Raw genomic sequence first — 22,735 nt, forward strand, 5'->3', positions numbered from 1 at the left:
TTAATAAAAAAGGTTTTATTATTTAAAATAAAATACAAAGATCATCAGAAATATATATGCATTTTTTTCAGTTTGCAGGGATTCTTGGTTGTACTACAGCAGCTTTCATCTCAATCGCACCCATACAGGTAGAAGCTGCAACTTTTAAAGTGATATCTGGAGTCACCAGTATCGATCGCGATCACGAAGAGATTCTTAGTAGTATTGGGCTAAACTTGACAGGTACTAATCAGACGGTTGCACCAATTCCTAGCAATTATTTAGTCGGCTTCAACATCGACTCAGCCACCAACTTCACGTTCAGTGACGAGGGCGGTTTTACTCCGCTCTCAGGTACAATCGAGCATACTGGTACTGTTACATTCAACAATCAAATTACTGTTGGTAACTTTTCAATCGGTTTTGCTCCAGGACGTACTGTCACAGGTGCCAGCGGACTTGTTTTAAGAGATACGTTTTCTTTAAATACAATTTTGTTTGATTTGAGCGCTCCAGGACTTGTAGCATTTGATGGCCAAAATTTAACTATCCCTGATGTGAAATTATTAATTTCTCCAGAGTTTGCTAATATATTAGGCGACTCTAAATTGATCGGTTTGTTTGCTGGAACTGCACGAATTGATGCTCAAGTTGCTGCCGTCCCTGAACCTGATAGTGTACTAGCAACTTTAGTAGCAGGTGCAGTTCTTTTAGCAAGTAGATTTTATACTCGAAAAATTAAATGCACCTGATATTTTGAAGCATAGCCAACCAAAAGTTCGCTCTACAACCTATGGGACTTCCAACTACAAAAATATCCCATCGCTTTGAGGGCAGGGGGCAGGGAGCAGGGGGCAGGGGGAATGCGTTTGGAGGTATTGGGTAAAGGATAGACTTCTTGGCATTTGTCGGGAATTGGGTTTGGGGGAAAGGGTAAAGGTTTTGTATTTTCCCTTCCCCTTTAACCAAAACTTTTTCCCACGAGAGTGCAAAAAGCACTTTTGCCAAGAGCTTTGATGTATTCAAAACCAATACCTTTTCCCTTTCCCCTTTAACCTTTACCCTTTTCCCCCAAGAGTGCAAAAAGCACTTTTGCCAAGAGGTATAATGGCTAATACCAATTCAATTAATGGTTGCAACACATCCTTGGGTAAAAACGCGACGCCAGTCGCTACAACGGGGAGGCAGCGCGGTCTTGGGGGTTCCCCCCATGAGCGACTGCCGTGGGAACCCCCGCAACGCGCTGGCTCATGAATCGCGTCTCTACAAATGGTTTATTTGTCGCATTGTTTTTTCAAATTGATATAACTATGTTTCCGGTGAACAGCCTCAACGTTGGTACAGAGATTATTAAACTTCTCTGTTTTTGAAATTACTTGTTGTAAAAAGTTTACTTTCTGAGCGCTGCACAGCATATATATAATGCGGTATGTCGCGCCAGAGTGTCTCCTGAACGACCTTGAGTCCGTTCTTTTCAGCTACACGGCGAGAGGGGATATTCTCTGGGCGAATCAAGGAAATGACGCGATCGCCGCAACCCAACACGTTAAAGGCGTAGTCTTGGCAAGCATACGCGGCTTCGGTGGCGTAACCCTGCCTTTGTTGGTCGCGGCGAACATGATAACCAATTTCGAGTTCTCGATGTCCCTCGACCTCTTGCCAAACCAGTCCGCAGTCGCCGATTACCTCGCCTGTTGCTTTCAGAACCATCGCCCATAAGCCGTGGCCGTGCTGTGCGTAGTTGTGGCGATGCCGATCGATCCATTTTTCCACCATCTCGCGGTCAAAGGGCTTTGGGTAGTAGCGCATCGACTCTGCATCGCCGAGGACAAGCAGTAGCGCGTCAAGGTCAGAAAACGTCATTTCCCGCAGGAATAGGCGTTGAGTTTCCAATATCATTAGTGAATCCTCATTTAGCCATAGACAAAGACTAAAGTCCTTACTACAAACTTGTTTATCGCAATTAAGCCCAGTTGCGTACTACCACAATCTTGAACCTCCTTTCACCAGACAAATCGTAGTCTAAAGAGCCGTAGTGTTGCAAAGCCCAGTCTTGCAAATCTTGAATTGCACGGGCAAAGATATCATCTGGGATGTGCCAGGTATGACTATTAACTTTGTTTTTATGATATTCAAGCAATTTGCCCACAGTTACTTCAGGCTGCCATTTGGCAGCAACAACTGTTTCTAAATTTGCTCCTTGTTCGCGCAACTCACCTAAAACTTCTTCTTCTGTTGCACCATAACGGAGTAAAGGGTAATTATAGCCAGCAATGATATCTTGCCAACGTTGCTGAAAATCAAACCTACCCTGATTGATATCTTCATTAACTTTGCTGTAATTCATATTACCGTGAGTGTAGAGGTAAATTCCTCCCGGTTTGAGGACTCGACGAATTTCTGCTAGCGCTTGCTTCCAAGCTGAAATCAAGTGAAACACATGAACTGTCAACGCCACATCAAAAGAATTGTCAGCAAATGGTAGAGAAGTTGCATCTCCCTTAATTGCTGTTAATTTATGAGACACACCCTCTAGCTTTTGGTGCAGTTCAGCTAACATTTTTTCAGAGATATCTACACCAGTATAAGAGTAACCTCTTTTTGCGATCGGGACAGCAATTCTACCAGTGCCGATACCTGTTTCATAAAATTTGGTTTCTGTTGTTGCTGAAACTAGATTGAGAATAAAATCTGTGATTTCCTCAGAAATCCCAGGCGGTAGTCCTCGTGTTGCATCGTAGATATCAGAAACGCGATCGAATGAAATGGTTGCAGTCATATATCTTTTATCCTTTCTTGATAGTTATTGGCAAAGGCAACTATAGCCAGATGACTAATCAAATTGCACTTTACCAAGGTTTTTTAGAGCGAAGAATAATGAGCTAATATGTAATGTTTGCAGCAATATACCTTTATCAATACCTTCAATGACCTTTTTTAAAGGCAATAAAACTACATCAATTTGTTCGGTAACGTCTAACTTTAAATCAGCTACACATTCCACATCTGTTGCTAAAAAACAATCACACTGGCAATAATGAAACATGGGCTGAAACCACCTTCCAGCCTTCGGTAAACCTGTACCAAGTCTGGCTTTGTCGTCCGAAACGCTCTACACCATTGATAATCCGGTGAAATTCTAAAGTCACTGTTGCTGCATCTTTCCCAAAGGTTACAACCTTGAGATTCGAGATCTCTCGCTCTATTTTCGGGTTTGATCGATTCTGGCGAAAGTTACGAATTTCATCGCCACCATAGAGGTTTTCTGTGATGCCAAAGCGCACTACTTCGGGTGCATCCCAAAACAAGCTATCCATCACTTCCAAATTGTTATTAGAAAGGGCTTCTTCATACTTGAAGTACAAATCGGTTACTTCAGCTACAACAGCAGGGTCATTTATAGTAGTCATTTTTTTTACCAATTCTTAGTGTTATGGCTAGATAATGCACTCTTTCAAATAGTCAAAGCTATTTTTCTTTTAAGTTGCTTCAGTACGTAGATTCAGACGAACCAGATTGCGGAAGGTGGAAATTTGCTGCATAAAGAAAATTGAGCTTGCAATACAAATACTTGCACCAAGGATGACAGTATTGCTACTACCAATTTTGCTTGCTAGTGCGCCAGCTATTAAGTTGCCGATAGCAAATGCGCCTGTAGAGGCCATAACATAAAGACCAGTAATTTGTCCGCGATTTTCATCGCTCACCAACAACTGAAGCAAAGTGCGTCCGGCAATTATCTGCAAAATAAAGCCGAAACCAGCTGCTAATAATGAAAGCAGTGAAAGCCAGAATACACGGGATAAGGCAAAGACAATCAAGTTTAACCCCATAAAACCTATTCCCAATGTTAGAACTTTACCCGACTCTAGTACATTGCTATGCTTCGTTAAATAGATACCACCTGCTAAGGTTCCCAAACTGGAAGCTGTCATCAAGAAACCGAAAGTGTTAGGGCCACCCTGCAAAATCTCTTTAGCAAAAATCGGCCCCAAAGCTAAGTAAAATCCCCACACGCAGCAAACTAAAGCCGAACCAATCAAGACTGAGCGAATTGGCAAAAACCCAAAGGCATATTTAAAACTAGTTTTTAATTCTTCTAAGGGTTTGCGTTTGGGAATGACGGCTTTTCTGGATGTCAGCCGTATTGCTAGGAGGGCAATAATTACAGCGATGTAACTAATGCTATCAATCAGGAAACATAGCCCCGATCCCAGCGCTACAATCAACAAACCTGCGATCGCAGGTCCAACCATAAGTGAAACGCTGACAAGGGAGGAGTACAAAGCGATCGCATTACCGAGATTTTCCTTACTGACCGTTTCCGGTAGAAATGCTTGTCGAGTGGGAATATCGAAGGCGTTAATTATCCCTTGCAGTACACCAAGAAATGCAATCTGCCAAACGTTAATAGTACCGCTCAAAGCCAGCCAAGTCAGAGCCAAAGACTGAAGCATCCCAAGAATTTGGGCAACAAGCAGAATGCGATGGCGGTTGGTGCGATCGGCAATGATTCCACCTAGAGGAATCAATAGAAGTGTAGGAATTTGGCTGGCAAAGCCCACTAGACCTAGTAACCAAGCGGAATCGGTGAGGCGATATACTAACCAACTAGTAGCTACTTGAGTCATTGACGTACCAATTAGAGAAATTGCCTGACCTGTGTAGTACAGGCGAAAATTTCTAGAACTAAAAGCACGCAACATGACCTGTGATTTGTTTGATGCTTGCATACATCACCCCTGAGTAGTTCCCAGTTCTTAACCGTGAATAAAAAAGTAGGCAGTCATGCTGAAGGCAACAATCATGACAAATTTCCGAATTAAGTGCGGTTCAAGTTTACGAGCATAATGGGCACTTAAGTAACCACCAAGAGAGCCACCGACTGCCATCAAAATAGCTTGATGCCAAGCAATCACACCAGCAAAAAGAAATGGAACGATCGCAATACCATTAATACAACTCCCTAAAAATGTCTTAAAAGCATTCATTTTGTGGATACTTTTGATACCTAACAATGTCAGAGTTGCCAGCATTAAAATCCCTATACCTGCGCCGAAGAAACCGCCATAGATGGCGATCGCTAGTTGAGCCAGTACCAAATTAAACAACGGTACAGATTCCGGTGATGTATTCTGGCTTTTACGCTGCAACCACTTTTTGAACGGTTCGCCAAAGGTAAATACAACTGTTGCTAGCAGCAATAGATAGGGAATCAGCTTTTTAAAGACATCTGGCGATGTATACAACAAGGCGATGGAGCCAATCATGCCACCAACTAAACTGACACCACATAGAAGTAAAAAATCTCGCCGCTCAATGCCCAAATCTTGACGATATGCTCCAGCACTGGCAAGGGAAGCTACCCAAATTGCAGTATTATTAGTGGCGTTAGCTGCGATCGGGGCGACACCTGTAAAGATGAGAGTTGGAAACGTGATAAAGCTTCCACCACCTGCTACAGCATTTAAGCCACCTGCAATAAAAGCGGTACTAAACAACAGCAAGCTATGGATAAACGTTAATGATGGTGGCATTATCTTTGATTACGAATTACGAATTATTAATTTGGGAATATCACTTGGAGAATGGGCAATCAAGTCAGCACCATGAGCTTTTAATTCCTCCTCAGTTCCATAGCCATAGGTGACACCAATTGAAGTAATATGATGGCGCTTGGCTCCAATGATGTCATGTGAGCGATCGCCTACCATCACCACACTAGAAGGTAAAAGTTTTTCTGTTAATAAAATATGGTGAATTAAGTCACCTTTTATGCTCCGCGTCCCGTCAAGTTCACTACCATAAATACCATCAAAAAGCAACGATAGCCCAAAATATTCAATAATCTGTGTAGCATAAATATATGGTTTGGAAGTTGCAACAAAAGTTTTATAACCAGCAAAACGAATGGCTTTTAGGACTTCTGCAATCTGGGGATAAAGGGAATTTTCAAATAATCCAATTGTGGCAAAGCGACGACGATAAAGCAAAATTGCCTGTTCAATTACTGTGCGATCCAAGGTATTGAGTAATTGCGAAAAGCTATCTTTCAGTGGTGGGCCAATACACCAATTTAATTCATTAGCATCCGGTGGTTTATAACCGAGTTCAGAGAGTGCATACTGAATACAACCAGTGATACCAGGTTTAGGATCTGTTAAAGTCCCGTCGAGATCGAAAAGGATAGCGGAGAAAGGCATATCTTAATTCCCAATTCAACCCCTAATTTTGAGCGATTTCACAAAGCCTTCTGCACTAAGTAAGGCGATCCCCAAGGTGACAACACCAATCCCGATGCTCTGAATCACGTTTAAAGTTTCGCTAATCGTTATCCATGCAACTAACGCTGTCAGTGCTGGACTGCTAGAGCCGATGATTGATGCGGTAGTTGCGCCAATCATCTGAATCCCGACATTGTTTAAAGTGTGTCCGAGAAAGCTGACCAGACCAGAAAATATGCTACCAATCCATAGGGGTGTCCAATCAAGTTGGGCGTTTTTACCTGGCCAGAACAGTAAGCTAACACCAGAAAGCAGTAGAGTACAGGCAAAACTGATCCAGGTAAAGGGAATTGGATGGAATTTTTCTAAACATTTTTGAGCAATGATGCAATAAAAGGCATAAACGATGCCAGCGCCAAAACTAGCGAAAATGCCGATCGCAATGGCATGACTGCTATAAGTAGGAGAAGATTGGGGAATGGTGAGAGCGCTTCCTACCAGAATAATAGCCATTACTAGCCAACGGAACAATGTGGGGCGATCGCCAAAAAACCTCCAAGATAGCAGCGCTGTAAATACGGGATAAGTAAAGAAAAGGGTCAAGGCAATACCTGTGGGAATCAAGCCAATAGCAATGTAGAGTGAGGCGATATATACAAACATCAGCACTCCACAGCCAAGAGCTTGAATTAGAACATCCCTACGCTTGCGGGTGAACAAGTCTTGAAATTCTGTCCAAGCAGATGGATATAGCTTGAATGATAGAGATGCCATGAATGGAACCACCAGCAGCATTCGCATGAACATCAGCAAGAAGGAATTCTGCAAATCCGGTTTAACGTATCCACCGAGTAAAAATAAACCTAGTACGAGATGTTCTGAAAACAAAACTCGGACAGTAACGTTGTGAAACGTCAAAACAAAGGAGGATACAAGAACCGTTAGGATGCCCAACACGATAAAAAGTTTCCGTAGAGACGACTTGATTGTATTGTTAAAACCACTGGAATAACAAACCAGATGAAGTTTGAAGAAATCAAAGCCGTTGCTTCAAAAGACGCGATAAATCGCCGTCTCTACAAGGAATTTATCCATCAATTATTACTATGCTAAGGAACCGGCGCTCACAGGTTCAGGAGCAGTCTTTGTGGTGAACTGGTTCACCGGACGGGGTAAACCAAGATTTTCGCGTAAAGTACTGCCTTCATACTCAGTACGAAATATTCCTCGGCGTTGCAGTTCGGGAATTACCAAGTCCACGAATTCCTCCAAACCCCCAGGTAGCCAGGGCGGCATAATGTTAAATCCATCAGCCCCACCATTAACAAACCAATCTTCTAACTGATCGGCAATCTGTTCTGGTGTTCCGAGAATCGTTCGATGTCCCCGCGCTCCTGCAATCCACAAATACAGTTGTCGGATTGTTAAGTTCTCTCTGCGGGCAAGATCGGTAATCAACTGCAAGCGGCTTTTGCCACCGTTGGTATCTGGCAGATCCGGCAGCGGCCCATCTAGGGGATATTTGGACAAATCATGGCCACCCACTAGCCCAGAAAGTAGCCCTAATCCGACCAAGGGATGAATCAACTCCTGAAGTTGCTCATATTTATCCTTAGCTTCCTGCTCAGTCTTACCAATTACCGGGAATACCCCTGGCATAATTTTGAGATGATCGGGAGAACGTCCGTATTTAGCTAATCTCCCTTTGACGCTGGTGTAGAAGGCTTGAGCCTCTGCCAATGTCTGTTGAGCAGTGAAAATCGCCTCTGCTGTTTGGGCAGCTAAATCCTGTCCAGCCTCGGAAGATCCAGCTTGTACGATTACTGGATATCCCTGCGGTGGACGCGCCACATTGAGGGGGCCGCGCACCGAGAAATATTTGCCCTTGTGGTGGGGAACATGCAGCTTTTCTGCATCGAAGTAAATACCTGACTCCTTATCGTGGAGGAAAGCATCGTCTTCCCAACTGTCCCAAAGTTTGGTGACAACATCCACAAATTCCCTCGCTCGTTCATAGCGCAGCGAGTGTTCTAGGTGGTTTTCTTGGCTGAAATTCTGTGCTGCGGCTTCAGCAGCAGAGGTTACGAGATTCCATCCGGCACGACCACCGCTAAGATAATCTAGTGATGCAAACTTACGGGCGAGATGATAAGGTTCATCATAAGTCGTTGATGATGTCGCCACCAAACCGATATTTTCTGTCACCGCAGACAGAGCCGACAACAAGGTTAAAGGTTCAAAGTGGACACTGAATTGTCCCGAACGGCTAAAAGCCTCAGCCCCTTGTCCTCTATCCCAGACAGCTAAACCATCTGCGAGGAAAAGCATATCAAATTTACCCCGTTCAGCCGTTTGTGCCAGCTGCTTGTAATGTTGGAAGTTTAAACCTCCATCAGCCGGGGTGTTGGGATGCCGCCATGCTGCAACGTGATGTCCACTACCGGGTAAAAATGCTCCGAGTTTAAGTTGTTTTTTTGTACTCATATTTCTATTTGCGACGGCGTACTTATGCTTTTTTCGTTTTCTTGTTTGGAATAAGAAAGTATTAGTTATTAAGACTCTGGTTTTGTTACTTGCATGGATGGTCGTTTAGAGAATTCATCGTACCAATTAGCAAGTTTTGGATATTTCTGCCGCCATTGCAGATTGAGAAGACGGATCTCTAGTCCAAGTGCAGAGGCGAGGGTTATATGAGCAAGTTTAGGAGTTTGGTCGAGTTTATCTGATATCTTCTCGAAGTAGTTTAAAATTCTCAACGCCCGCTCATGCTCAAACTCGATCGCCCCAAGAGACTGTTCGCCTAGAGGACGCCTTAACTCCCGTACCCAGACAGCAATACCATCTATGAAGCCACCAGTTATACCTTCAAGTTGCTGTAAAAAGCCATTAGAAATGTCAGCAACTAGTTTGATTTCAGGATTTAAGTGATTTAGATAAGCGCATATTATACGTGTTTCACTCAAGATAAATCCGTCGTCAGTCGCTAGGGTTGGAACTTTACCTGTAGGGTTGTAATTCACTAGGTCGCTGTTTGGATCTCGTGCAATGACTTTTTGCGTTTCGATCTGATTGCTGAGATTCAATTCTAGTGTTGCTATCCGTGTAATGCGTGCATAGGGTGAATTAGGTGTATAGAAGAGTTTCATAAAAAAGTGCGATCGTGATTAGATACTGAATTCAGAATTCAGGACTCATTAATCAGTGGAAGGTTAAGCCAGCAAAAGAGAATGGGGAGATGAGGGAGAGCAGAGAAAGTAGGAGAGTGGAGTTCAAAGACTCGTCAGCCAGTATTAAAGACTCATTAACGGAGTTCAAAGACTCGCCAGCGAGTATCAAAGACTCATTAACGGAGTTCAAAGACTCGTCGGCGAGTATTAAAGACTCATTAACGGAGTTCAAAGACTCGTCGGCGAGTATTAAAGACTCGTTCACGAGTATCAAAGACTCATCCCCTATTCCCCATGCCCAATGCGCAATGCTCCATGCCCAATGCCCAAATATTACGCAGTCACCGCCTGACGACGGTTGTACTCAGAAGCATCTCCTTTGATAGCCTCACTTTGTTTACCATCGATGCCAACTGGGAGGTCGCCGACAATTGTGACGCGTTGAACATGGCGGGGCTGGTTGCCGTAATCTGCGATCGCGTAATGTTGAGTAGCCCGATTATCCCAAAATGCAACATCACCAACTTGCCAACGCCACCGGACTGTGTTCTCAGGACGTGTAATATATGCTTGCAACAGCCGCAGAATGTCATCTGATTCAGTTGTTGATAAGCCACGGAACTGGCGCACAAATCCGCCGATGAATAGCCCCCGCTCCCCAGATTCGGGATGGACGCGTACAACTGGGTGCAGAGTCTCATATACAGTCGAAGTGAAGACAGCCCGGTAAGCCTTGGCATCTTCAGGTAAGTCAAATGCAGTAGCATAGTCGAATTTATTGCTATGTACTGCCCAAAGTTGGTCTGCAAGATTACGTAAATGAATAGGTAAATCTTCGTATGCAGTGACGGAGTTTGCCCAGATTGTATCGCCACCAGTCGGCGGAATTTCAAGCGCTCGTAAGATAGAACCGAGAGGAGGACGGTCTACAAATGTTACATCTGTATGCCAGCTATTGGCGCGGGAAGTGGTACGCCCATAATTCAGGTCTAAGACTTCTGGGTTTTCTGGCAGCGATGGTACAGTGGGGTGGGCTGTAGTGACTTCACCAAAACGACGAGCGAAAGCAACCTGTCCATCAGCATCGAGTTGTTGCTGACCGCGGAAAAAGATCACTTTGTATTTGACTAGAGTCTTGCGAATATCGCTGATAATGTCATCGCTGAGGTTAGAACTCAGATTAACACCAATAATTTCAGCACCAATACGTCCTGCAACTGGTTTGATATCAAAGTATTGAGAACCCATGTTTTTATCTCCAAGAAGTTTGTATTTTTGTAGAGACGCGATTCATCGCGTCTAATTCATCGCGTCCGATTCATCGCGTCTAATTCATCGCGTCTGTTAAACACCAGGGGTAGATCCGCCATCAACGATAATCTCTGTTCCTGTAATCGATGCAGCAAGATCGGACACCAAAAATAGCGCCAGCGCGGCAATTTCTTCTGGCTGGGCGATTCTTTTTAAAGGAATACTTTGGATATTTTGTGCCTTCACTTGCTCAACGGTGATGCCTTGCGCTTGGGCGTTTTGCCGAGCTAAAGTCTCGGCACGCTCGGTAGCTGTAGCACCAGGGGAGATAGCGTTAATGCGAATCTTGTACTCGGCTAGTTCTTTAGAAATGCCCTTTGTGAAATTCAGCAAAGCAGCATTGCTTGTACCACCAGCTAGGAAGTTCGGACGAGGTGTCCGTCCTGCACCACCGACTATATTGACAATCCGCCCATCACCGCGACTTTTTTGATGGGGAACGACGGCTCTAACTAAGCGGATATAGCCCAATAATTTTAAGTTCCAAGCATCCAAAAATAAATCATCAGTGGATTCTAGGAAAGACCCAGCACGGGCCGATCCGGCATTGTTAATCAAGATATCAATCTGATTAAACTGGGCTAATGTTGTGGAGACAACTTTTTCAATATCTTCTGCTTTCGTTAAATCGGCGCTGATGGCAATAACTTTAGCGCCTGAACTTGGTAAGGACTGGATGGCAGCTACTGCATTTTCCAGTCTTTCTTGATTGCGAGCTGCGATCGCCACATTCACACCCTCACTATAAAGTGCTTTGGCAGTAGCTAATCCAATTCCCGCACTTCCTCCTGTAACGATCGCTGTTTTACCTGATAGTTTTAGTTCTAAACTCATACAAACTTACCCTCAAAAATGTAAGTAATTTAATTGCGAACCAATAATATTGCTGATTGAGAGCCTGTATTGTGGACATCCAAGATGGCTTGATTTTCCCCAAAAGTGCAGCCCAGAAGTATTTTGATTTCTGTATCCCGTTTTTCCAAGTCAACACTACAAATGATGGCGGTGACTTTTTTACTAGATAAACTACCTATCCAGACATCAATATCGGCTCCATCTCCAGAGCGAGTGTTTTCCAAATATCCATAGTCCAACGGATAAACAAAGGATGGATAACGTGGATGCGATGTACCCTTTGGGCGATCTATCTTGAGATTACTAATGGCTACAAGCCGATCTAGTTTGAACCAGAATTCAGTACTATCCCTCATACCATCTGCGATCGCTCAATTTGAAATGTGCAACACAGCTTTGCCAGGAAAACGCCTATCGAGCAGTTGTTGGGCCACATCAGCTATTTGTGTCCAAGAAGCTTCTAAATCAATGTGAGGATGTAACTCACCTGCTTCTACTAGACTCAAAAGCCGTTTTAGACCGATTGCTGCTGATTCAAATCTCAATTCATCGAACAGACGTAGACCATACAGACTGACGCTACCAGTCCCAAAAAATTGAGCCGCGTTGAATGTTACTTCAGCTCCCCCAGATACTCCATACAGCACAGTTTTCCCATCCTGTGCCAGTAAGCCAAGGGCTACCCCCAAAGTCTTACCACCCACTGACTCTACAATTAGATTGTAGGGCCCATACTCGCTGGCGGGTGAGAGGTCTTCGCCAATCACTACCGATTGCGCCCCAGCTTCTCTAACTAGAGTTTCATAGCCAGCTTGACGAATATGTGCGACAACTTGCGCTCCTGACAGTTGCGCCAACTGGATAGCGAAGTAACCTACGCCTCCTGATGCGCCTGTAACCAGAACTGTCCGACCCAAAAGTGAACCACCTTTTAACACCGCATGGTATGCAGTTAAACCCGCTACAGGCAGTGTCGCAGCTTGAGCAAAAGATACTGATGACGGCACTACTGCTAAGGCGTCAGTAGGAACAGACACGAGTTCTGCCCAAGCACCGGCACGGCGCAAGCCAACTACACGCGCTCCTTGGGGAGGCCCCGAACCATCGGCGGCGGGGATTTCCACTACGCCTGCCAAATCCCAACCAGGCTGCCAACCAGCCTCAGCAGTGGTTGAACGTTTTATCTCTCCCCGATTGAGGGAAATTGCCGCTACCCGCACTAGAGCTTCATCTGGGGCAGGCTTTGGTGCAGTCACTTCACTCAGTGCCAAACGCCCTGGCACATTGGGATCGACAATCACAGCACGTATTTTGCTCATAAGGTTGCCCTAGCTTAGAGATTAATTTCTAGTTCGTTGGTTCGCAATGTTATACCTGTAATAAATAATCTCGATAGATTAGCTATTTATTCTTAACTTCAAATCCTTGCAACTAGGTTAACGAGATTTAAACAACGGTATCTTGATAAGATTACAGTATTTTATGGTTTGTACAAAAAAATTATCACAGACAGCCAGAAGAATCAAGCACCTTGTGGATAAATTCGCCGTTTACACTTCTTGCACTATAGTCAAGCCAAGTGGCTTCCGTATGGTTCGGAGTTCTTTTTGTAATTTTTCAATTTGACTCCAAACAGTGTAAGCGCGAAAATTATTAGCAGGTTTGCATTATGCTGTTTTCGCCTTTATTGTTGAGTTTGAACCTCTACCTTTGCATCCGATTCATCCCCACTTTGAGAAACTTTTTCTGGGCCGCACTGTACCGGAGTTACTCCTGTACCTTGAGTGAGTCCGTGTTTCGTTGTAGTGTCATAAGTATTGTTATCAGTATTTGCTTGGGCGTAAGTATCGTTAAAAATCTTGTCAGATGCTGAAGTTGTTTTGCCAAGAAGCTTTTTGTGTAAATCTTTAAAAGCCTTTTCGTCAATACTAATGTGCCCATTCTCGTGTGTATCAAGAGCGCTATAAAACCTTGCCCATTCTTTTTTAACGGGTTCGCATTGTTGGTCGAGTTCCGTCCAGACGGGCATTGCCTTAGTTTCTGTTACTAAGACATCTGCTTCGTAGACAATTTCATCAGATTTATCTTCTGCTTGGTAAGTTTTGACATCTTTTTCAGGGGCACAAGTAACACTCCCTGCTTCGCCTTTTCCTTGTGATGTTAAGTTTGTAATTGCTTCGGTAATATTTTTTCCAGAAGCAGTAATTGTGGTATTTTTTTTGTCAATTTTAGTTGTCCCTTTTTTGGGCGGCATCCCACTAGATGTCTGTTCAACAGCGGCTGGTGCTGTAGATGCATCGCTTTGTTTCTGTACTTTGCCTGTCTGCTGTACCACATGGGTTAACTCATGGGCTGTCAACTCATTATTACCAGGTGATTTCTCGGCGCTAAAGTAAATATGACTACCATGAGTAAAGGCCTGCGCTCTCAACGACTTATTCATCTGCGTAGCATTGGAGTCAGTATGTACTCGCACATCGTCGAATTTACTATCAAAGCGTGGTTCCATAAAGTTTCGCACTTCGGGAGATAACGGGCTTCCTCCACCCTTACTATTATTTAACTGACTCTCAATATTATCTTGGGTTTGAACGCTGCGATCGCTAACGCGTTGTAGCGACAACTCGGTTTGTACTTCTTGTTCTTCTTGCTCACAATCTGCACATTCTCGTTGTACTAGATGTGAATCTATTGCACCGATATTTATATTTGACTTAAGTCTAGGTAGAAGCATAATCTGGTCAGATGACTGCTCATACTGGTCTTTTGGCTGGCTACCTATAAGTTGCGGCTGTGGACGACGCAAAGATATCCGACTAATGTCGTGAACTAGAGGTTTTTCTTTAATAGCTTCTGGTTCTAATAATTGCTCATTATTAGCAGACGGGGTTTCTTGAACGTCGCCATTGAGCGCAGTACTATTATTTGTTGGTAAACCAAAACCGCGTGTTGGATTGGCCAATGTGGGAATATTGGATGAGACAAGCGATGGATTCGTAAAATTTGATGTTCCTGTGTTGGACCCTTTCCATGTGGTTAAAGGCGAAGCGGCTTGTCTTTTAATGTCGCTCATCTCTCAATTCCTACATTTTCTAGATTAATTAGTAACCTCTTATATATTGCATTCCAGTATCTTCTAAGTAGGTAGATATAATTAAATATAAAATCAACTCCTAGTTTGTAGTGAGCGATTTATCGCTCAGAGCAAGGATGATCGGGACTAAAGTCCTTACTACAAACTTGAAATTTGTTTATGCCTAGATACTTATACAAAAATTTAACTATTTTATTGACATACTTATATATAGACTTTAGTCTAGTTTTGTCATTATTCAGCTACCCAAATATTCAAAAATTGACATCTAGTGAAATTAATTATGCGTTATTCAGAACACATAATTAATTTCACAAGCAGATGTCTAATAAATAGCTAACGAACCGTTCCCCGCAGGGCTTCAGCATCAATTGGTTTGATGAGGTAAATTAACAGCAGATTCCAAACAATTGCTGCAATCAAAGGTAGTTTGCGAATTAGCTTCATTAATTTCGGATTATAACTGCCTTCAATCTCTGCAATTTTCAAGTTATAACCTGCACAGCGTTGCAGACGTGGGAAAAACTGGGGATGTTCGGTATTCAACATTACAGGAAAAGCCCGTCCTGCGGTTTCATTGGTGTTGCGGACAACTTGGATATCAAATTCTGTGGCATCAAGTCCCAATGATTTGTAGAACCCAGAACGTTCATGAACTGTCAGGGTGTGAGTAGCAAATACTGATAGCAAGAAAAAGCGACTCCACAGCCTAGATTTCCAGGTGTTCCAGAGTTGGGGTTGAGAACGCAATAATGCTTTGAATATATCTCCGTGGCGGTTTTCGTCCTGACACCAACTCTCAAAGTAGCGGAATATCGGGTAAAACTGGTTTTCTGGGTGCTTTTCTAGATGCCTGAAAATAATAATGTAACGCCAGTAGCCGATTTTTTCTGAGAGGTAAACGGTGTAAAGTACCCATTCAATTGGGAAAAATGTATAAGTGCGGGTTTTAGTAACAGCACCTAAATCAAGAGAGAGTTTAAAATCGGCCATTGCTTTGTTGAGAAATCCGGCGTGGCGGGCTTCATCACGCGCCATCATTTGAAAAATTTCCGCTAGCACTGGACTGCGATTTTTCAACTTGCGGGATAATTCTTTGAACAGCAAGAAGCCGGAAAACTCAGAAATGCAAGAACGTTCCAAATACTCTATAAATGCCTGCCTTGCTTCACCGTCAATGTGTTCCCAAGACTGCTCAAACGCTTCATCCCGGACAAAATGGTGCCGATTGTAGTCTGTCCGCATTTCTGTCAACATCGCCTGCAATTCCGTTTCCTGGGCAGACAAATCCAGCTTGGCTGCGGTTTCAAAATCTGTAGTGTAAAACCGGGGGGTGAGTACAGTTTCTTTGCTGGGGGTTTTAGTTTCTGGCTTGGGTAGGGTGTTAACCATGAGTGATGAGGCGATCGAGTCAATAGTTCTATAACTATAAAGCTATGACAAATGCAATTATTTTGCTAGACCTATTTACAATCCTTCAGTAAAGTTGGAATTTCTGAATTTTTCTTCAACGGGTCGCGCCCAGGATTCCCCAATTTCAGCCAAGCTTGAAGGTGAGTAATGGGAACTGTGGCAATACAGTTCAGATAAGACCAAAACACTTGTAGAGACGGCGATTTATCGCGTCTTAAAAACCCACGATCTTGTACAAGTAGCGCTTAACTGAACCGTATTGGGAACTGTGGGACTGGTTATTAATTCTTCTCCCCCTACTCCCCCTGCTCCCCCTGCTTCCCCTACTCTCCCTACTCCCCCTACTCCAGCAAGAACTGCCCTCTTCACCGCAGTAATTCTTCAACTTGATGCTGGCTCCATAAAGTTCTGTATAACCCCTGTTGTTGTAAAAGTTCTAAGTGATTTCCGATCTGCACAATTTTTCCCTTCTCCATGACAAAAATTCGGTCAGCTGCCGCCGCCGCTGATAATTGGTGCGTAATAAAAATTACTGTTTTACGTTCAGTACCACTAGAAAGATTTTTGAGGATTTTCGTAGCTGTTTGATTATCTACACTAGAGAGAGCGTCATCCAAAATTAATACTGGAGCATTGACCAACATTGCTCGAGCCAAAGCAGTACGTTGGCGTTGACCGCCAGAAAGATTAATACCGCGTTCGCCAACAATAGTTTCATATTGCTGGGGAAAATTCTGAATTTCAGATTCAATTTGGGCAAGTTTAGCGACAGATTCTACCTGCTGTTGTTCGCTAACTGGATCGCCGTAGCGAATGTTATTTTTGATTGTAGTGCTAAATAGAAAGCTATCTTGAGGAACGTAGGCGATCGCACCTCGTAAATCTGTCAAAGCGATCTTAGTAATATCTACGCCATCTAAAAACAATTGTCCTGATTCAATATCTAACAAGCGCGGTAAAGCATTGGCCAAAGTAGATTTCCCCGAACCAATTGCCCCAACAATCGCGACAGTTTCTCCAGCAGCAATGGTAAAGTTAACATTTGCTAAAGCTGGAGTCGTAGAACCAGGGTAACTGTAGGTGAGATTTTTAGCTGTCAGTTCGCCTTTGAGTTCAGCCACTGGCAGATGTATGGCATCGGCTGCATCTTGAATTTTTGGTGTGACAGAGAGAATAGCTTCCAGCCTATCGATACTAACTTCACCGCGTTGGTAGGCAGTAATTGTGAATCCTAAAAGAGCAGTAGGGAAAACTAGACGCTCTACATAAATTAATAATGCTAAAAAATCGCCAACCTGAAGTGTCCCAGCAGACATTCGTGCCGACCCTAGCCAGATGATTACCAGCGAACTGATATTAGCTAACCCACCAATTAGCGGAAACAGTGTATTGCGGAGTTTTGCCAATTCCAGGTTAGCAGTCAATAGCTGCTGATTTTTCTTGGCAAAAGCTCGACGCTCGTTTGCTTCTTGAGCATAGATTTTTATTAAAGCAATGCCACTGATATCCTCTTGGATGAGTTCGCTGATGTCAGAGAGTTGCTCTTGGACTTTTGCTTGTTGTTTGCGTAAGCGATCGCTAAACAGACTCACCAATAAGAGCATAAAAGGGTATACTGCCAGGGCGGCTAGGGTGAGATCCACACTAATTGTCAGCATTACTGGCAGTGTCAGGGCGTAGGCAAACATCGTATTTGCCAAACTCAAGACCGCAAAACCCAATAACCGCTTGATATTTTCCACATCACTAGTAGCGCGACTAATCAAATCGCCAGCAGTATTACTGGCAAAATAACCAGGCTCCAGTTTCAGTAAGTGTTCAAAAATCCGTTGTTTCAGGTCAAATTCTACCTGACGCCCCACCCCAAATAGCCAAATGCGTGATGCCATCCGCATTAGCCACATTGCCGAACTGAGCAAGACAATAACTACTACGTAATGTAGTATTTGGTTCCAGCTGAAGGTTGTCGAGAGTTTATCAACACCAGCACGAATCAACCAAGGGATATAAACACCCAGTGCATTGACAGACAACAAAGCGAGAATGCCCAAGGAGGCTTCTTGCCAATGGGGTCGTAGGTAAGCACTGAGTTTAGCGATTCGTCGAGATTTTGCCATTAAAGCAATTGTGCAACTTTATCATCTAGATTAACTGCTAGTCCCAGAAGGCAGCTATGAAGAGGAAATATCGCTTGTGATAAATTCAGCTTTTGTTACCTCTTTTAACTGGATAGCTATTGCCATTCGGTACTAGTAGTCCACCACAGCAACTTTAATGAAGAAATAAGTTCGTAGTCAGGACTTTAGGCATTGAATTAAGCGCTCAAGCGCTGACTACGAACTAAGTATTGTTCTCTTGCCTATTACCGCTGAACACGCAAGAACCTGTAAATTTCAACGAGATAACTTTCCCAAGTTCTTGTTGTCAATTGCAACGTTTCCGAATTTGGTACAAAGTCTTCAAGTCGTAAACCGCGTGTGCGAATATCTTGAGGATTTCCTTGTAATAAATAGGGAGGCACTCTCAAATTATAAGAAAGAATGCTATCCCCCGTTACATCTGAGATATTCGCTGTGGTGGGTTGCGCTAATGCTACCAGTGTCCCAGATGTTGGTGTAGCAGTTGCAACAGATGTTTCACCCGTCATTGCTAGAGGTGCTCTATAAAGGAAATAGGCGACTGCTGGTGTACTTGCCAACAGCAAAATCGTCAGTGCCCAACCGATCAAGTATCCTCCTGGTTTGTCTATTCCACCTCCTTTGATTTTCTGAGCGGCAAGAATCATCAGTAAAACAGAGGCTCCTAGAGGCTTGAGTGGAAAAGATAGCATCCTCCACAACGAAGCCACAGCAGGTTCATTGGGATTAAGAAATGATAGGGCTACGATTATCAAGATAACGACTAAGATTAATCGCCCGACAAAAGTTCCAGAGGGATAAAATCGCTGGAACAGAGAATAAACGATAGTGCCAATCAGCAGCCACAGCAGTACCCGGCTTAACAATAGAAACATAGACTAACTCTCAAATTTTCTGGTGCAGTGAGCCAGTGTGGTGGTGTTCGCGTAGCATCTCCGTTAGGAGAGGCAGCCCGTTTCGAGCGGGGTTGCCCCCAGAAAAGACTGCCATACAGGGAAACCATGCATGAAACAACTAGCGACTTCTTACTGATAGCGACGTTATAAGCGTCACCCGTAAGGCTCAACCTAGAGGTTTCGGGAAATGGATTTATTTTATTGTCAAATTGTAATCGTACTGTTTGACTTAAAATTTCTCAAACCTCACACCCAATGACTACCGTCGTAGTGATTTTAGTGCAATTTTTTGACACTGCGTCTATTATTTATAATTTTCCAGAAGAGTAATCTAGTACCGGTAAACTAAATTAATTAAGTAATCGACTCAAAAGGAAAAACTATGTCGCCTGGAAAGCCTACTATTCTGGTAACGGGGGGAGCTGGATATATTGGTTCTCATACAGTGCTTGCTTTGAAGAAAGCGGGTTATGGCGTTGTCATACTTGATAATCTAGTCTATGGACATCGCGATCTAGTAGAAGAGGTTTTACAGGTAGAACTGATAATTGGGGACACAAGCGATCGCGCCTTGCTCGATCGTGTATTTAAAACCCACGATATTGCCGCAGTAATGCATTTTTCTGCTTATGCTTACGTAGGAGAATCGGTGAGCGATCCGGCCAAATATTACCGCAATAACGTCCTTGGTACTTTGACCCTGTTAGAAGCGATGCTGACAGCATCTGTAAAGAAATTTGTCTTTTCTTCTACCTGTGCCACCTACGGGGTGCCAGAATTCGTGCCGATTCCAGAAACCCATCCCCAAAATCCGATTAATCCCTATGGCGCTACAAAGCTGATGGTAGAAAGGATTCTCTCTGATTTTGATGTCGCTTACGGTTTGCAATCAGTGCGTTTTCGCTATTTCAATGCTGCTGGAGCTAATCCCGATGGCTTACTGGGCGAGGATCACAACCCAGAAACCCATTTAATTCCTTTGGTGCTAATGACAGCTTTAGGCAAACGAGAATCTATTTCAATTTTCGGCACTGATTACTCCACACCCGATGGTACGTGTATTCGCGATTATATTCACGTTAACGACTTAGCAGATGCCCATATTTTGGGCTTGGAATATTTATTAAAAGGTGGCGATAGCGAAGTTTTTAATTTGAGCAATGGCAGCGGTTTCTCCGTCAGAGAAGTCATTGCCGCAGTCGAAGAGGTGACAGGAATTAGCATACCAGTAGAAGAACGCGATCGCCGTCCTGGCGATCCCCCAGTTCTCATTGGCACCAGCGAGAAAGCCAGAACCATTTTAGGCTGGCAACCTCAGTATCCATCCATCAAGGATATCGTCGCTGACGCGTGGCAGTGGCATCAGAAGCGACATAAGTAAGGGCATTGGGCATGGGGCATGGGGCATTGGGCATTGGGCATTGGGCATGAAGAAGAGACAAGGTAGACAAGGAAGAGGGGGGAGACAAGGGAGAGACTTATTCAATAATTCTCCCTTGTCCCCCTTGTCTCCCTTGTCCCCCTGCTCCCTGCTCCTCTGCCCCCCTACTCCCCTGCCTCTTCCCTACTCCCCTCCCCTCCTCATACTTTGCATGACGACAACTAAGATGCCGATAAATCCGAGAATTGGCAGTGCGATCGCCCAAGTTGGTAATTGTTGAGATTGACCCTCTACTAAATCACCATTGACATTTCGCACGTTTTGTGAATTTTGTGTAGACCCACCTCCTGCCACAGTCACTTCAAATTTGAATTCAAAGGGTTTGAATCTTGCCCCAGAGACAGGTTTTCCATTTAGTTGCAACTCATAAAGGCCTGGTTTGGGAAAGACAACTTCTGCACCTGGAATACCTTGATAGCGTTCGGCTGCTACAGGTTTTAACTGTGGTTCTAACAGCGGTGGCTCTCCGGTAGCATAAGGTTCGGCATAAACAGCCAACTGACAATTACACTGTGACAGAGGAATCACCCTTCCACCTTTGCGGGTAAGTGCAAACCAGGCTTGGCTTGGTTCTCCAGCACGGGGATTATCATTTGGTTCAATGTGGAGAGTGCCGCCAACATCTGAGGCTACTTCCACCTTATGAGCAAAAGCAGGGTAAAGATTAGTTATTGATATAACTAAGCAACTCAAGAATAATAAATACTTTATCGTTCCTTGATTTTTCCAGAAAATACCTTTTTGAGGGTAACGCTTCTGTTTTTGACTCGTTGAAATGGAGCCAGAAAATAAGGATGATTTACCGCGATTTGGTTGGGGGAACATAAAACTTTTCTACGGCTAACTTTGACCAAAAAAAGCGCGATCGCACTAGCAAGACACTGAGAGTAACAATTACCATCAGTACTGCCGCTAATTTATTTCCCCAAGTTGATTGCAGGGAACCCAGGTAATGGGAACCAATCAACACAGTATGAATGGCACTCAAGAGCAAGGCTGGCACACCCAATAGATGAATCTGTCGCCAACGCTTGCCCAAAGATTTTTGCAACGATTCCCAACTTGTAAAAGCGGCGGGGGACATTAATACCAATGCTACAGCACCCGCAGCCATCCCCCACTGAAATTCTGGCGGCAAATACGAAAAGGCGGCAAAATTCCATTGCAATGAGTGTTCTATCATGTGGAAGGTGTGAACCACAGAAAGCACAAAAGCTCCCACTCCCAAGCCGCGACGATAACGCATTGGTGAAGCCCACAACCCACTAATCGGACGCGCAATTAATGCCAAAATTAAGCAGATTAAGGCGGCGTGTCCGGTGTAATCTACCATTGTGTCACCAGTCCGCAGCAAGGTAATAACGCCAATGGTGAGTGTCACCCAACCGCCTAATCGAAACAACTGACTGCGCCTGTCTTTACTTACCAAAGATGTGGAAACGCCTACACCTAGCATCGTGGGCAAGGTTCCCAAACCAAAAGCCAGCATAGTAGCTGTACTCATCCATAAATTGCCAGTTTCAGCCGCTTTAATTTGGGCAGCATATAGGAAACCACAGGGCATTAAACCCCAAGTCATCCCCAAAAGCATTGGCGTCCACCATTTGGTTTTTAAGGAAAGTTTAACCATTCCGCTGCTGAGGCGATCGTGTAAACTACCTTGCAATAGGGGATGTAACACCGGAATGCGCGGTAGTAAATCGGGTTTTACTTGTCCTAAGCCAAACCAAATCAACATCACACCAGTCAGAATTGCCATCCAGCGCCGGAAGTCGCTGCCAACACCCGCTAGCTGTCCACCTTGCAGTAATACCGAACCTAGCGCCCCAATGCCAGCACCGACTAGAGCATAGCTCAACATCCGCCCCAGGTTTAGCAGGATATGAAATTTTAATTGCTGTTGCCAAGTATCGGGTTTTTCTAAGGTTAATGTCCGTCCCAAGGAGACTGTTTTTGGACTTTTCGGCTGATGAGACAGAGAAAATGCCACTGTTAGAGGGCCACACATCCCAAAGCAATGTCCAAAACTCCCCAGGAACCCCAGGACTGCAATCAGCAACAAATCTACCATAAAAAAAGTTCCGAGTTCTGAGTTATGAGTCCTGAGTGTAAGAATAAAGATTTTGAAGAAGTAATTAAGAAATTCTTTTCTTCTTTACTCAGTACTCAAAACTCCTCTAGTGGGGCAATCTACGTGAAGTTGCGATCGCTGTCAAA

General features: G+C 44.0%; 22 protein-coding genes. 2 read left to right on the forward strand and 20 right to left on the reverse strand.

The features are described 5' to 3' along the window. Positions 1-56: 56 nt before the first annotated feature. On the forward strand, positions 57-731 hold the full coding sequence (locus tag ACR5KR_RS29290; RefSeq protein WP_445628728.1) for a hypothetical protein: 675 nt from the start codon (positions 57-59) through the stop codon (positions 729-731). 598 nt (positions 732-1,329) lie between these two features. Here the strand turns inward: ACR5KR_RS29290 and ACR5KR_RS29295 are convergent. From ACR5KR_RS29295 to ACR5KR_RS29380, 18 genes are all read right to left on the reverse strand, one after another. Next, the gene (locus ACR5KR_RS29295) at positions 1,330-1,878 is read right to left on the reverse strand and encodes a GNAT family N-acetyltransferase (RefSeq protein WP_448268972.1); all 549 of its coding nucleotides are present in this window, start codon (positions 1,876-1,878) and stop codon (positions 1,330-1,332) included. Positions 1,879-1,942: 64 nt separating this feature from the next. Continuing rightward, positions 1,943-2,758, reverse strand: coding sequence for a class I SAM-dependent methyltransferase (locus tag ACR5KR_RS29300; RefSeq protein ID WP_448268973.1), 816 nt, complete (start codon positions 2,756-2,758; stop codon positions 1,943-1,945). A 54-nt stretch (positions 2,759-2,812) separates the two neighbouring features. Next, the gene (locus ACR5KR_RS29305) at positions 2,813-3,025 is read right to left on the reverse strand and encodes a hypothetical protein (protein WP_448268974.1); all 213 of its coding nucleotides are present in this window, start codon (positions 3,023-3,025) and stop codon (positions 2,813-2,815) included. Then, positions 3,003-3,389 (reverse strand): oxalurate catabolism protein HpxZ, encoded by a 387-nt coding sequence (hpxZ, locus tag ACR5KR_RS29310; protein WP_445628732.1) that lies wholly within the window; start codon positions 3,387-3,389, stop codon positions 3,003-3,005. The genes ACR5KR_RS29305 and hpxZ overlap by 23 nt, the downstream gene beginning before the upstream one ends. A gap of 69 nt (positions 3,390-3,458) precedes the next feature. Continuing rightward, positions 3,459-4,712 (reverse strand): MFS transporter, encoded by a 1,254-nt coding sequence (locus tag ACR5KR_RS29315; protein WP_448268975.1) that lies wholly within the window; start codon positions 4,710-4,712, stop codon positions 3,459-3,461. Positions 4,713-4,739: 27 nt separating this feature from the next. Continuing rightward, positions 4,740-5,516 (reverse strand): sulfite exporter TauE/SafE family protein, encoded by a 777-nt coding sequence (locus ACR5KR_RS29320; RefSeq protein WP_448268977.1) that lies wholly within the window; start codon positions 5,514-5,516, stop codon positions 4,740-4,742. Between the two features lie 9 nt (positions 5,517-5,525). Then, complete coding sequence (locus tag ACR5KR_RS29325; RefSeq protein WP_448268978.1) at positions 5,526-6,182, reverse strand: HAD family hydrolase; 657 nt, start codon at positions 6,180-6,182, stop codon at positions 5,526-5,528. 15 nt (positions 6,183-6,197) lie between these two features. After that, a complete protein-coding gene (locus tag ACR5KR_RS29330; RefSeq protein WP_448268979.1) occupies positions 6,198-7,160 on the reverse strand; it encodes a DMT family transporter in 963 nt (320 codons plus the stop codon). A 147-nt stretch (positions 7,161-7,307) separates the two neighbouring features. After that, complete coding sequence (locus ACR5KR_RS29335) at positions 7,308-8,687, reverse strand: LLM class flavin-dependent oxidoreductase (RefSeq protein WP_448268980.1); 1,380 nt, start codon at positions 8,685-8,687, stop codon at positions 7,308-7,310. 68 nt (positions 8,688-8,755) lie between these two features. After that, positions 8,756-9,349 (reverse strand): glutathione S-transferase family protein, encoded by a 594-nt coding sequence (locus tag ACR5KR_RS29340; RefSeq protein WP_445628738.1) that lies wholly within the window; start codon positions 9,347-9,349, stop codon positions 8,756-8,758. A 354-nt stretch (positions 9,350-9,703) separates the two neighbouring features. Next, positions 9,704-10,618 (reverse strand): TauD/TfdA dioxygenase family protein, encoded by a 915-nt coding sequence (locus tag ACR5KR_RS29345; protein ID WP_448268982.1) that lies wholly within the window; start codon positions 10,616-10,618, stop codon positions 9,704-9,706. A 96-nt stretch (positions 10,619-10,714) separates the two neighbouring features. Then, a complete protein-coding gene (locus tag ACR5KR_RS29350; protein WP_445628740.1) occupies positions 10,715-11,515 on the reverse strand; it encodes an SDR family oxidoreductase in 801 nt (266 codons plus the stop codon). 29 nt (positions 11,516-11,544) lie between these two features. After that, positions 11,545-11,892, reverse strand: a complete 348-nt coding sequence (locus tag ACR5KR_RS29355) for a hypothetical protein (protein WP_445628741.1) — start codon at positions 11,890-11,892, stop codon at positions 11,545-11,547. Between the two features lie 15 nt (positions 11,893-11,907). After that, positions 11,908-12,855, reverse strand: coding sequence for a zinc-binding dehydrogenase (locus ACR5KR_RS29360; RefSeq protein WP_448268984.1), 948 nt, complete (start codon positions 12,853-12,855; stop codon positions 11,908-11,910). A 365-nt stretch (positions 12,856-13,220) separates the two neighbouring features. After that, positions 13,221-14,609: an eCIS core domain-containing protein gene (locus tag ACR5KR_RS29365; RefSeq protein ID WP_448268985.1), complete on the reverse strand. Its 1,389-nt coding sequence runs from the start codon at positions 14,607-14,609 to the stop codon at positions 13,221-13,223. A 357-nt stretch (positions 14,610-14,966) separates the two neighbouring features. Continuing rightward, positions 14,967-16,022 carry a magnesium-protoporphyrin IX monomethyl ester (oxidative) cyclase gene (gene acsF / locus ACR5KR_RS29370; RefSeq protein ID WP_445628744.1) on the reverse strand — a complete coding sequence of 352 codons (1,056 nt, stop codon included), beginning with the start codon at positions 16,020-16,022 and terminating at the stop codon, positions 14,967-14,969. 386 nt (positions 16,023-16,408) lie between these two features. After that, on the reverse strand, positions 16,409-18,160 hold the full coding sequence (locus tag ACR5KR_RS29375) for an ABC transporter ATP-binding protein (protein WP_448268986.1): 1,752 nt from the start codon (positions 18,158-18,160) through the stop codon (positions 16,409-16,411). Between the two features lie 245 nt (positions 18,161-18,405). After that, positions 18,406-19,056: a hypothetical protein gene (locus ACR5KR_RS29380; RefSeq protein ID WP_448268987.1), complete on the reverse strand. Its 651-nt coding sequence runs from the start codon at positions 19,054-19,056 to the stop codon at positions 18,406-18,408. A gap of 403 nt (positions 19,057-19,459) precedes the next feature. On the opposite strand from ACR5KR_RS29380, the gene galE reads away from it, so the two are divergent. Beyond that, positions 19,460-20,458, forward strand: coding sequence for a UDP-glucose 4-epimerase GalE (gene galE / locus ACR5KR_RS29385; RefSeq protein WP_448268988.1), 999 nt, complete (start codon positions 19,460-19,462; stop codon positions 20,456-20,458). A 183-nt stretch (positions 20,459-20,641) separates the two neighbouring features. Here galE and ACR5KR_RS29390 read toward each other — a convergent pair whose 3' ends face one another. Next, positions 20,642-21,343: a hypothetical protein gene (locus ACR5KR_RS29390; protein ID WP_448268989.1), complete on the reverse strand. Its 702-nt coding sequence runs from the start codon at positions 21,341-21,343 to the stop codon at positions 20,642-20,644. Continuing rightward, positions 21,318-22,589 carry an urease accessory protein UreH domain-containing protein gene (locus ACR5KR_RS29395; protein WP_448268990.1) on the reverse strand — a complete coding sequence of 424 codons (1,272 nt, stop codon included), beginning with the start codon at positions 22,587-22,589 and terminating at the stop codon, positions 21,318-21,320. Before ACR5KR_RS29395 ends, ACR5KR_RS29390 begins: the two co-directional genes overlap by 26 nt. Between the last annotated feature and the right edge of the window lie 146 nt (positions 22,590-22,735).

This window comes from Nostoc sp. DSM 114159 (assembly GCF_053470285.1).

Coding starts and splice junctions, on each gene's coding strand:
- ACR5KR_RS29290 (WP_445628728.1), top strand. CDS start 57: ATGCATTTTTTTCAGTTTGCAGGGATTCTTGGTTGTACTACAGCAGCT.
- ACR5KR_RS29295 (WP_448268972.1), bottom strand. CDS start 1,878: ATGATATTGGAAACTCAACGCCTATTCCTGCGGGAAATGACGTTTTCT.
- ACR5KR_RS29300 (WP_448268973.1), bottom strand. CDS start 2,758: ATGACTGCAACCATTTCATTCGATCGCGTTTCTGATATCTACGATGCA.
- ACR5KR_RS29305 (WP_448268974.1), bottom strand. CDS start 3,025: ATGTTTCATTATTGCCAGTGTGATTGTTTTTTAGCAACAGATGTGGAA.
- hpxZ (WP_445628732.1), bottom strand. CDS start 3,389: ATGACTACTATAAATGACCCTGCTGTTGTAGCTGAAGTAACCGATTTG.
- ACR5KR_RS29315 (WP_448268975.1), bottom strand. CDS start 4,712: ATGCAAGCATCAAACAAATCACAGGTCATGTTGCGTGCTTTTAGTTCT.
- ACR5KR_RS29320 (WP_448268977.1), bottom strand. CDS start 5,516: ATGCCACCATCATTAACGTTTATCCATAGCTTGCTGTTGTTTAGTACC.
- ACR5KR_RS29325 (WP_448268978.1), bottom strand. CDS start 6,182: ATGCCTTTCTCCGCTATCCTTTTCGATCTCGACGGGACTTTAACAGAT.
- ACR5KR_RS29335 (WP_448268980.1), bottom strand. CDS start 8,687: ATGAGTACAAAAAAACAACTTAAACTCGGAGCATTTTTACCCGGTAGT.
- ACR5KR_RS29340 (WP_445628738.1), bottom strand. CDS start 9,349: ATGAAACTCTTCTATACACCTAATTCACCCTATGCACGCATTACACGG.
- ACR5KR_RS29345 (WP_448268982.1), bottom strand. CDS start 10,618: ATGGGTTCTCAATACTTTGATATCAAACCAGTTGCAGGACGTATTGGT.
- ACR5KR_RS29350 (WP_445628740.1), bottom strand. CDS start 11,515: ATGAGTTTAGAACTAAAACTATCAGGTAAAACAGCGATCGTTACAGGA.
- ACR5KR_RS29355 (WP_445628741.1), bottom strand. CDS start 11,892: ATGAGGGATAGTACTGAATTCTGGTTCAAACTAGATCGGCTTGTAGCC.
- ACR5KR_RS29360 (WP_448268984.1), bottom strand. CDS start 12,855: ATGAGCAAAATACGTGCTGTGATTGTCGATCCCAATGTGCCAGGGCGT.
- ACR5KR_RS29365 (WP_448268985.1), bottom strand. CDS start 14,609: ATGAGCGACATTAAAAGACAAGCCGCTTCGCCTTTAACCACATGGAAA.
- acsF (WP_445628744.1), bottom strand. CDS start 16,022: ATGGTTAACACCCTACCCAAGCCAGAAACTAAAACCCCCAGCAAAGAA.
- ACR5KR_RS29375 (WP_448268986.1), bottom strand. CDS start 18,160: ATGGCAAAATCTCGACGAATCGCTAAACTCAGTGCTTACCTACGACCC.
- ACR5KR_RS29380 (WP_448268987.1), bottom strand. CDS start 19,056: ATGTTTCTATTGTTAAGCCGGGTACTGCTGTGGCTGCTGATTGGCACT.
- galE (WP_448268988.1), top strand. CDS start 19,460: ATGTCGCCTGGAAAGCCTACTATTCTGGTAACGGGGGGAGCTGGATAT.
- ACR5KR_RS29390 (WP_448268989.1), bottom strand. CDS start 21,343: ATGTTCCCCCAACCAAATCGCGGTAAATCATCCTTATTTTCTGGCTCC.
- ACR5KR_RS29395 (WP_448268990.1), bottom strand. CDS start 22,589: ATGGTAGATTTGTTGCTGATTGCAGTCCTGGGGTTCCTGGGGAGTTTT.